Annotated in this window: 9 protein-coding genes; 5 read left to right on the forward strand and 4 right to left on the reverse strand. The window is 71.0% G+C overall.

The window, feature by feature from the left end:
• Positions 1-47: 47 nt before the first annotated feature.
• The 5 genes from ACIRYZ_RS08725 to ACIRYZ_RS08745 all read left to right on the forward strand — a co-directional run bounded on the left by ACIRYZ_RS08725 (position 48) and on the right by ACIRYZ_RS08745 (position 5,930).
• Complete coding sequence (locus ACIRYZ_RS08725; RefSeq protein WP_402941474.1) at positions 48-302, forward strand: hypothetical protein; 255 nt, start codon at positions 48-50, stop codon at positions 300-302.
• Between the two features lie 169 nt (positions 303-471).
• Complete coding sequence (locus ACIRYZ_RS08730; RefSeq protein WP_402941412.1) at positions 472-2,304, forward strand: glycoside hydrolase family 15 protein; 1,833 nt, start codon at positions 472-474, stop codon at positions 2,302-2,304.
• Positions 2,305-2,449: 145 nt separating this feature from the next.
• Complete coding sequence (locus tag ACIRYZ_RS08735; RefSeq protein WP_402941414.1) at positions 2,450-4,126, forward strand: FAD-dependent oxidoreductase; 1,677 nt, start codon at positions 2,450-2,452, stop codon at positions 4,124-4,126.
• A complete protein-coding gene (locus ACIRYZ_RS08740) occupies positions 4,123-5,583 on the forward strand; it encodes an ATP-binding protein (protein ID WP_402941417.1) in 1,461 nt (486 codons plus the stop codon). Before ACIRYZ_RS08735 ends, ACIRYZ_RS08740 begins: the two co-directional genes overlap by 4 nt.
• Positions 5,580-5,930: a UBP-type zinc finger domain-containing protein gene (locus tag ACIRYZ_RS08745; protein ID WP_402941419.1), complete on the forward strand. Its 351-nt coding sequence runs from the start codon at positions 5,580-5,582 to the stop codon at positions 5,928-5,930. The genes ACIRYZ_RS08740 and ACIRYZ_RS08745 overlap by 4 nt, the downstream gene beginning before the upstream one ends.
• Before the next feature lie 286 nt (positions 5,931-6,216).
• Here the strand turns inward: ACIRYZ_RS08745 and ACIRYZ_RS08750 are convergent, their stop codons facing one another.
• The 4 genes from ACIRYZ_RS08750 to ACIRYZ_RS08765 form a co-directional block, all read right to left on the reverse strand.
• Positions 6,217-6,720, reverse strand: coding sequence for a MarR family winged helix-turn-helix transcriptional regulator (locus tag ACIRYZ_RS08750; RefSeq protein ID WP_402941422.1), 504 nt, complete (start codon positions 6,718-6,720; stop codon positions 6,217-6,219).
• Positions 6,721-6,800: 80 nt separating this feature from the next.
• Positions 6,801-7,493, reverse strand: a complete 693-nt coding sequence (locus ACIRYZ_RS08755; RefSeq protein ID WP_402941424.1) for a TetR family transcriptional regulator — start codon at positions 7,491-7,493, stop codon at positions 6,801-6,803.
• A gap of 220 nt (positions 7,494-7,713) precedes the next feature.
• On the reverse strand, positions 7,714-9,558 hold the full coding sequence (locus ACIRYZ_RS08760; protein WP_402941427.1) for an ABC transporter ATP-binding protein: 1,845 nt from the start codon (positions 9,556-9,558) through the stop codon (positions 7,714-7,716).
• Between the two features lie 187 nt (positions 9,559-9,745).
• Positions 9,746-9,970, reverse strand: coding sequence for a hypothetical protein (locus ACIRYZ_RS08765; RefSeq protein WP_402941429.1), 225 nt, complete (start codon positions 9,968-9,970; stop codon positions 9,746-9,748).
• Between the last annotated feature and the right edge of the window lie 270 nt (positions 9,971-10,240).

Here is a 10,240-nt window from a genome sequence, read left to right on the forward strand (position 1 = left end):
CCAACTCCTGCCCACCGGGCGAAGGCCGCCGACGCGATGGCCGGTAACTGAAGCCGGCCTCACCTCGGGGTGAAGCGCGACGCCAAGGCTGTCAGGCCTGGCGGAGCTCGCCGACCGGCGAGGTCTTCGCGGCGGAGCGCCTACGGCGACCGGTGGACGCCCTGACGCCCCAGGTCATCGCCCACACCGCGCTCGGTGCCTCTCTCGCCGCCTACGACCACTGGCTGCGCGACGAGGATTCCGACCTGGAACAGATCCTGGACCAGGCCCTTCGCCGGCTGACGACCGGCTTCCACACGTAGGACCCGGACCCCCGCACCCCGACCGCTCCCCCGTACCCCGACCGCGTCGCCGCGGCCCGACCGCGTCGCCGCGGCCTCGCCGCGCCGGTATCCGGGGGCGAACTACCATGAAATGCAAGGTTCTCTCGATCCCCGCACCTGCCCGCAGTGAGACGGTAGGGAGGCCGGCATGGAGTTCGGGAACGGATCCGGGCAAGTGGACGGCGCACGCTATCTGCCGATTGCCGAGCACGGCCTGATCGGTGATCTCCGCACCGCCGCGCTCGTCGGGACCAACGGCACCATCGACTGGTACTGCTGCCCGCGCTTCGACGCACCGAGCGTGTTCGCGTCCATCCTCGACGCCGACCGGGGCGGGTCGTTCGAGCTGGCCGCCGACGTGCCCGCGCGCACGCGCCAGTTCTACTTCCCCGACACCAACGTGCTGATCACGAGGTTCTACGCCGCCGACGGGGTGGCGGAGATCCAGGACTTCATGCCGGTCGTCGACGAGTCGCGCGAGGCCTCCCGGCACCGGCTGATCCGGCGGGTGGTGTGCGTTCGGGGAACCCTTCCGTTCGGAGCACGGATCGCTCCCCGCTTCGGCTACGGCGCCGAACCGCACACCGCGCGCGTGCAGGCCCACGAGGCCGTCTTCGAGTCCCCGTCGATCTCGCTGGCCCTGACCTCCACCGCGCCGCTCGAGTGCGACGGCACGGATGTGTGGTCGCACTTCAAGCTCCTCGAAGGCGAGTCCGTGGTGTTCGCCCTCGACCGGATCAGCGACGACGTCCGCCCGCGGGCCTGTCCGCACGCCGAGGCGGAGGAGCAGTTCGAGGCGACGGTCCGGTTCTGGCGCCAGTGGCTGGGCCGCTCCCGCTACCGCGGCCGGTGGCGGGAGATGGTGCACCGCTCGGCGCTGGTGCTGAAGCTGCTCACCTACGTGCCGACCGGTGCGATCGTGGCCGCGCCGACGACCAGCCTGCCCGAGCGCGTCGGCGGTGAGCGCAACTGGGACTACCGGTACGTCTGGGTCCGCGACGCCGCCTTCTGCGTCTACGCCATGCTGCGCCTGGGCTTCACCTCGGAGGCCGAGGCGTTCATGGGCTTCCTGTCCGAGCGGGGCATCATGCGGGGGACGGGCGCGACCGGCCCGCTGCAGATCATGTACGGCATCGACGGGCGCAGCGAGCTGCCCGAGTCCGAGCTGCGCCACCTGGAGGGGCACCTGGGGTCTGCGCCGGTGCGGGTGGGAAACGACGCCACCCATCAGCTCCAGCTCGACATCTACGGTGCGCTGATCGATTCCGTCTACCTGTACGACAAGTGGGGGCAGCCCATCAGCAGCGGCCACTGGGACGAGGTCGGCGCCGTGGTGGACTGGCTCTGCGACCACTGGGACCAGCCCGATGAGGGCATCTGGGAGACCCGGGGCGGTCGGAGGAACTTCGTCTACTCGCGGCTGATGTGCTGGGTGGCGATCGAACGTGCCATCCGGATGGCCAACCGGCGCGGCCTGCCGGCCGATCTTCCGCGCTGGCGGCAGAGCCGGGACGCGATCTACCGGCAGATCATGGGACAGGGCTGGTCGGCCGAGCGCGGGGCGTTCGCCCAAGGGCTCGGCGACGACGTACTCGACGCCTCCGTGCTGATGATGCCGATGGCCAAGTTCATCTCGCCCACCGACCCCAAGTGGCTCTCGACGCTGGAGGCGCTCACCGCGGACCTGGTCTCCGACTCGCTGGTCTACCGCTACGACCCGGAGGCCAGCCCGGACGGCCTGCGGGGCTCCGAGGGAACGTTCTCGATCTGCTCCTTCTGGTACGTCGAGGCGCTCACCCGCGCCGGACGCCTGGAGGAGGCCCGGCTGGCCTTCGAGAAGATGCTCACCTACGGCAACCACCTCGGTCTCTACGCCGAGGAGATCGGCCGGACCGGGGAACAACTCGGCAACTTCCCCCAGGCGTTCACCCACCTGTCGCTGATCAGTGCCGCCTTCAACCTCGACCGCGCCCTCGGCTGAGTCCCACGGCCGACCCGGCCGTGCGCCGCGGACCACGCCGTCCCGGGCCGCCCGTGATCCTGCCACGGCGGGCCGTCGCGCGTGCCGACGAGCAGACTGGAAGGGCCGTCCCCCCATGCCCTGCGACGATCCCGGGTGGTGAACCATGGCAGAGGCCACCGAAGCGGCGCGGACCGTGATCCTGACCGTGGACGACGATCCCGTCGTGTCGCGTGCCGTGGCACGGGACCTCCGCCGCCGCTACCGGGACCGGTACCGGGTGGTCCGCGCCGAGTCCGGCGCGTCGGCGCTGGAGGCGCTGCGCGAGCTGAAGCTGCGGGGCGCGCCGGTCGCGGTCATCCTGGCCGACTACCGGATGCCGCAGATGAACGGCATCGAGTTCCTGGAGGAGGCGCTCGACCTGTACCCCGGGGCCCGGCGGGTGCTGCTCACCGCCTACGCCGACACCAACGCCGCCATCGACGCCATCAACGTCGTCGACCTCGACCACTACCTGCTCAAGCCGTGGGAGCCACCGGAGGAGAAGCTCTACCCGGTGGTGGACGACCTCCTGGAGTCGTGGCTGGTCACCGACGGTCGCACCGTGGACACCACCAAGGTCGTCGGCCACCGCTGGTCGGCCCGGTCCACGCAGATCCGGGAGTTCCTCGCCCGCAACCAGGTGCCGTACCGGTGGTACTCCAGCGAGGAACCGGAGGGCAAGCGGCTGCTGGCCGCCGCGGGGCAGGACGGGCGGCAGCTGCCGCTGGTGGTGACCCCGGGTGGCACCGCGCTCGTCGAGCCCACGGAACGGGACCTGGCCGCCCACGTCGGGCTGTCGACGACGCCCGCGGCCGACTTCTACGACCTGGTCATCGTCGGTGGCGGACCCGCCGGCCTCGGCGCGGCCGTCTACGGAGCCTCGGAGGGGCTGCGCACCGTCCTCGTGGAACGCGAGGCGACCGGCGGCCAGGCCGGCCAGAGCTCCCGCATCGAGAACTACCTGGGCTTCCCCGACGGGGTCTCCGGCGCGCAGCTCACCGAGCGGGCCCGCCGCCAGGCCACCAAGTTCGGGGCGGAGCTGCTCACGGCGTGCAAGGTCACCGGCCTGGAGGTGAACGGGGCCGCCCGCACGCTGCGCTTCGCCGACGGCTCCGCCGTCTCGGCCCAGGCCGTGATCCTCGCGACGGGCGTGTCGTACCGGCAGCTGGACGTGCCGGGGACGGCCGAGCTGACCGGACGCGGGGTCTACTACGGCTCGGCGCTGACCGAGGCGGCCGCCTGCCAGGGGCAGGACGTGTACATCGTCGGTGGGGCGAACTCCGCCGGCCAGGCCGCGATGTTCCTCGCCCGGACCGCCCGGCGGGTCACGCTGCTGGTACGGGCTCCGCAGCTGGCCGCCTCCATGTCGTACTACCTGCTCCAGCGGGTCCAGGAGGCCCCCTCCATCACGGTGCGCACGGACACGGTCGTGGAGGCCGCGTACGGCAAGGAGCACCTGGAAGGGCTGACCCTGCGCAACCGGGCGACCGGGCGGACCGAGACCGTCGACGCCCAGTGGATGTACGTCTTCATCGGCGCCGCCCCGCTGACCGACTGGCTGGAGGGCACCGTGCTCAGGGACTCGCACGGCTTCGTGCTGACCGGGCCCGACCTGAGCGCCGACGGGGGCCCGCCCGCCGGATGGGTGCTGGACCGGCCGCCCTACCACCTGGAGACCAGCGTGCCGGGGGTGTTCGCGGCCGGGGACGTGCGCGCGGAGTCCGCCAAGCGGGTCGCCTCGGCCGTCGGCGAGGGCGCCATGGCCGTCATGCTCGCCCATCGCTATCTGGAGCAGTCATGACCACCGGCCCGGCCAAGTGCGGGGAGCAGGAGCTGCGGACCTTGTTCCTGTTCGAGAAACTGGCCCCCGACCAGCTCGCCCGCCTGTGCCGGGACGGCCGTGTGGAGTGGTTCGACCCGGGCCCGGTGTACCGGGAGGGCGAGCCGGCCGAGAGCTTCTACTCGCTCTTCCAGGGCACTGTGGTGCTCTCGCGCCGCGTGGGCGGCCAGGACGTGGACGTCAGCCGCACGTCCGTGCCCGGGGTGTACGCCGGGGCCTTCCAGGCCTACCTCGGCGACCAGGTGCCGCAGGTGTACAACAACTCGCTGCGGGTGACCGAACGGTCGAGGTTCTTCGTCCTGCCCGCGGAAGCCTTTGCGCGGATCATGCACGAATGGTTTCCGATGGCCGTCCATCTGCTGGAGGGCCTGTTCTTCGGGTTCAAGAACACCCAGCAGGCGATCGGCCAGCGGGAACGGCTGCTGGCCCTCGGCTCCGTGACCGCCGGACTGACGCACGAACTCAACAACCCCGCTGCCGCCGCCATGCGCGCCACCTCCGCGCTGCGGGAGCGCATCACCCGGGCACGCCGCGAGTTCGGCGAGCTGGCCGCCGGGCCGAACCGGGGCGAGGGCCTGGCCCACCTGAGCGAGCTCCAGGACATGACCGTCCGCCGGGCGGGGCAGGCCCCGCCCCTCGGCCCGCTGCAGGCCGCGGACCTGGAGGACGAGGTCGACGACTGGCTGGAGGAGCACGATGTCGCCGACGGCCGGCAGCTGGCCCCGGTCCTCGTCCAGGCGAGCCTGGGCACCGACTGGTTGGACGACATCGCGGGCGCGGTCCCCGAACACCTGGTGGGCAGTGCGCTGAACTGGCTGGGCTGCACGGTCGAGGCCGAACTACTGCTGGGCGAGATCGAGGACGCCATCCACCGCATCTCCGCGCTCGTCGGCGCGGCGAAGCAGTACACGCAGCTCGACCGGGCCCCGTACCAGAACGCGGACGTGCACGAGCTGCTGGACAGCACGCTGCTGCTGCTCGCCGCGAAGCTCGGCCCGGACATCACCGTCGTGCGCGACTACGACCGTACGTTGCCCGGCATCCCGGGCTACCCCGCTGAGCTGAACCAGGTCTGGACGAACCTGATCGACAATGCCGCCTGGGCCATGCGCGGTGACGGAGGCGGGGGCGGCACGCTGACGGTGCGCACCGCACGGGACGGGGACCGGGTGCTGGTCGAGTTCCGCGACACCGGCCCCGGCGTGCCCCCCGACGTCCAGAGCCGGGTGTTCGACCCGTTCTTCACCACCAAACCCGTTGGCGAAGGCACCGGACTGGGCCTGGACATCGCCTGGCGCATCGTCGTCAACCGGCACGGCGGGGACCTACGGCTCGAGTCCACCCCCGGCGACACCCGCTTCCAGGTCCGACTCCCGATCGACCCCGCACAGCCCGACACCCCGCAGGAGTCCCCATGAGCACCGAGAACCCGATCGACCCCACCGTGCCGCCGAGCGGCGTCGGGTGCGTCGAATGCGAGGCCGCGGTCGGCTGGTGGTTCCACCTGCGGCGCTGCGCGCGCTGCGGCCACATCGGCTGCTGCGACGACTCTCCGGCGAGGCACGCCACGGCGCACGCCGAGGCGACCGGCCACCCGGTGATCCGCAGCTTCGAACCGGGCGAGAGCTGGTTCTGGAACTACGACACCTCGGAGCTCTACGAATCGGGGCCCGAGCTGGCCGCGCCCGACAGCCACCCCCTGGACCAGCCCGTCCCCGGGCCCGCCGGCCGGGTGCCGGCGGACTGGCGGGAACGCATCGGCTAACTAGGCCGGCTGACGGGCCTCGGTGATGAGGGTGCAGAGCCGACTCGGTCGGGCTCGTGCCACACCACATCCTCGGCGTAGACCTCGGCGACGGCCGAAGCCCGGCGGTCGGGGTCGCGTTCGTTGAAGTCGTCGAGAAGGTTGCGACGCATGAGGTCGGCGACGCTGCTGGTCACTGGTTTCTCCCATCGCGAGGACTTGAGCCTTCAACTCGAAGGCCAGACCTTTCGACTTGAAGGCTCAAGTCAATCGGTGCGCGGCAGGTCGGCGTCGCCGCTCGGGGCGGTCAGCGTGCGGGGGAGTCGATGCGCTGCAGGATGCGTTCGGCATCCTGGCCGAGCCGGCGCAGGCGCTCGCCGGAGAGGTTGTCCACGACGAGGTGGCGGACGTAGGCCACGTGGCCCGGGGCCGCCGACTCCAGCATGCTCACTCCGGCGGGCAGGAGGATGGCATTGGTGAAGCGTCCGTCGCTCGGATCCGGCTCCCGCCGGACGTAGCCCCGGCTTTCCAGTCGCTTCACCATGTGTGACAGGCGGGAGAGTGAGGTGCTGGTGTGCTCGGCCAGCGTGCTCATGCGCAGGGTCCGGTCGGGGACCCCCGAGAGGACGGCGAGGGTCATGTACTCGACCATGCTCAGCTCCGCGTCGCGCTGGAGCTGAGCGTCGATCGCCCAGGGGAGCCTGGTGATGAGGCGGACCACCGACATCCAGGAGGCGAGCTCGCCCGACGTGAGCCACGGGTCCGCGTGCTCGTCCTTCGCCGCCTGCGGCGCCTGGTCGTGGGTCGTCATTTTTCGAGCGTATCAGTCCCATCCTGCGGGTGAAACGGTCAGGAAGACGTCTGCCTGCCAGGGCTGAATCGCTTGAACATTCATTCTCCGGCGCGGGCGCCGTAGCCGCGAAGCAGTGCGCGCAGGATGCCCGTCAGGCGGGGAGCTACGTCGACGACGGCATGGGCGAGGTCCGGGTCCGACTCGTAGAAGCGGCGCAGCTCCGTTCCCGGGGCGGCCATCTGCCACAACGCCCCGGCCATCGCCGTGGCCGTGGCGACGACGTCGAGGGCCTGCGCCGGGTCCAGCGGGACCGAGCGGCGCAGCGCCTCGCCGACGGCCGTGGCCTCGGCGACGGCCGTCAGCTTGAAGGCACGGACGGCCTCGGTGGAGACGTTGCGCTCCAGGTTGATCGGGGTGTGGGCGAGCAGATCGCAGAACAGCGGCCGCGCCACCAGCGACTCGGCCAGCAGGCCGGCGACGGCGTTCGCGTCGCCGCTCGGGGCGTTCCCATCGTCCGTGCCGGGCGCTGCGACGGCGAACTGCTCACGTATCGCTTGCGACCACTCCACCCACCCGGCGGCGGCCAGTCGGAGGAAGATCTCCTCCCGGGTCTCGAAGTAGCGGAGCATCGCCGACTTGTGCATGCCGACCTCGTCGGCGATGTCGGTCAGGGTCACCGATCGGATGCCGTCCGCTGTGGCCAGGCGGGCTGCCGCGTCGAGGATCGCGGTCTCACGGGCGCGCTTGGCCTCGGGGCTCCGGGCTCTCATGGGCTGACTGCGGCTGGCCATGCGGGCATCCTAACGCAACCGTGTTGCGCTATTAACGCAACAGTGTTTTGCTATCCGCATGGCAATCCAGACTTCGAATGGCACCCGTACGACCGGTGACGCGGTGGTGCGGCGCATGCCTCGCCTCTGACGGACGGCAAGGCGCCCCCCGGGGCCGAGCGCCGTGCGTGGCGCGGCCGTCGATACGGCGGGCCAGGGGGCAGGGGCCAGGGGTCAGGGGTCAGGGGACGATCCTCACCGACTCGTCCCGTGGGTGGTGGAGCCGGTGGAGGGCGGCGTAGGCGGGGCTGCCGGCGAGGAGTTCCTCGTGGGTGCCGTGGGCGGCGATCCTGCCCTGTTCGAGCAGGACGATCTGGTCCGCGTCGCGGACCGTGAGCAGGTTGTGCGAGATGATGATCGTCGTGCGGCCGGCCATCAGCAGGCGCAGCGGGCCCATGATCCGTCGGGCCGACTCGGCGTCCAGGCCGGTGGTGGGTTCGTCCAGGACGAGGACGGGCGCGTCCCGGACCATCGCACGGGCGATGGCCAGACGCTGGCGCTGGCCTCCGGAGAGGAGTCGTCCGCGCTGGCCGACCACGGTGTCGTAGCCGTCGGGCAGCCGGCTGACGAATCCGTGGACGTCCGCCGCCCTGGCGGCCGCCAGGATCTCCGCCTCGGTCGCGTCCGGGCGTCCGTACGCGATGTTCTCCCGGACGGTGCCGTGGAAGACCAGGGTCTCCTGCAGGACCACGGCGACGTTCTCGCGCAGCTCGGTGAGCGACAGCTCGCGCAGAGCGACACCGTCGAGCCGGACCGTGCCGGCGGTCGGGTCGTAGAAGCGGAGCAACAGCTTGGCGACAGTGGACTTCCCCGCACCGCTGGCACCGACCAGGGCCAGCGTCTTCCCCGGAGCCGCGGTGAAGGACACCCCGGACAGTGCGGGCGTCGCCGCCTCCGGGTAGCTGAAGGTCACGTCGTCGAACTCGATCCCGCCCTGGGCCCGGCCGATCGCCCGCGGGGCCGGCGGGTCGACGACCTGTGGGCGCTGGTCGAGCAGTTCGATGATCCGCTCGGCGGCGGCGGAGGCGCTGTAGAAGGTGTTGCCGAGCCCGGACATGCCCCGGATCGGGCCGTAGAGCCGGCTCAGCAGTGCGAGGAAGACCATCAGGCCGCCGAGGGTGAGCCGGCCTTGGACCAGTTCCCACGTCCCGAGGCCCATCACCGCCAGGCCGCCGAGCAGCTCGATGAACTCGACCGTCGGTGCGTAGAGCGCTCCGATCCGGGTCGAGGCCATCGCGGCGTGGTACCGGCCGATGCTCTCGCGCTGGAACCTGGCGTGCTCCCAGTCCTGGCGGTTGTACGCCTGGACGAGCGCGATGTTGCCGAGCGCCTCCTCGGTGACCGCGCTGATCGAACCGCCGCGCCGGCGGCGTTCGCGCGAGGCCGCCCGGATCAGCTTGGCGAAGCGGCGGGCGGTGAGGACGAACAGCGGTGCGGCGACCAGCGCGGTCAGCGTCAGGTCCCACCGCAGGGCCAGCAGCAGGCCGACGTAGATGCCCAGCCGCGCCACCTCGCCGATCGCGCTGACGATCCCGGAGAGCAGGAAGGTCTCGACCGCGTCGACATCGCCGGTCACCCGGGACAGTACGTCGCCGAGCTGCCGCCGCTCGAAGAAGCCCAGTGACAGGCCCTGGATGTGCCGGAACACGTCCGATCGCAGGATGATCAGGAAGCGCTCGCTGACCCAGGTGGAGGTCACCCGGCCGGCGAAGCCCAGCACTCCGGAGAGCAGGGCCAGCCCCGCGTAGGCGAGGGCGATCGGCAGAAACAGGCTCAGCCTGTGCGGGATGAGCATGTCGTCGATCACGATCTTGAACAGCCAGATCTCCGCCGCCTCGATCGCCGGGCCCACGGAGACCAGGACGAGCAGCACCACCAGCCAGCGGCGGCCGCCCTTGGTGTAGGGCCAGAAGCGCCGGAAGACCTCCCGGAGCGGGACCGGCGGTGCGGCGGCGACCAGGGCGTCGGAGCTCTCGACGACGAGCAGCCCTCGCAGGGCCTCGCGGAGAGTCCGTTTCCGCGTCATCTCACGGTCTTCCCGCGAGCTGCCCGGTACCGGTCAGCTCGCTGAACCTTGCCACCGAGCCTGGAACCCGCCGCTTGGCGCGAACCGGACGGACCGGGCGGGCGGACGGACGGCAGGCCGGGCACGAAACATGCCCGGCCTGCTGTCGCAACGGATTGGAAGCCTTCGGCCTCAGCTGCTGCGGACGTCAGTACCAGCCGCCGCCGCCGTAGCCGCCGCCGCGACCGCCGCCGCCACCGCCGTGGCCGCCCCAGTCGCCTTCACCGAAGTCGCGGTGATCGAAGTCGCGGTCACCGAAGTCGCGGCGGTCGAAGTCGCGGTAACCGTAGCCGCCGCCGTCGCCATCGTAGCCACCGCCACCGCCGTGGCTACCGAACCTGCCGAGGTCACAGAGGTTTGCGAGGAATCCCATGATCAAACCTTCCTACGATTCCCCCTCAAACCATCGTTAATCCGGGCCCGTGGCATCGCAAGCAGAATCCGGGAAAAGATAGATAATTAAAAGTTCGTCACTGTATCACACTTGGCCGAGCATGCTGGCAGCATCGTCGGCAAAATAAAACCAAAGCTTGGTTGAGCTCAAGTCAACAGGGCCCGTGCCGCGCGGGTTGCGCGGGCGCGGGCCCTGTCGGGGTCATCCTGGTGGTCCCTGTCCGGCCCCCAGGGTGCGGGGGGTCAAGGT

Origin of the sequence: Kitasatospora sp. NPDC101155 (assembly GCF_044768305.1) — a bacterium.
Lineage (GTDB): Bacteria > Actinomycetota > Actinomycetes > Streptomycetales > Streptomycetaceae > Kitasatospora.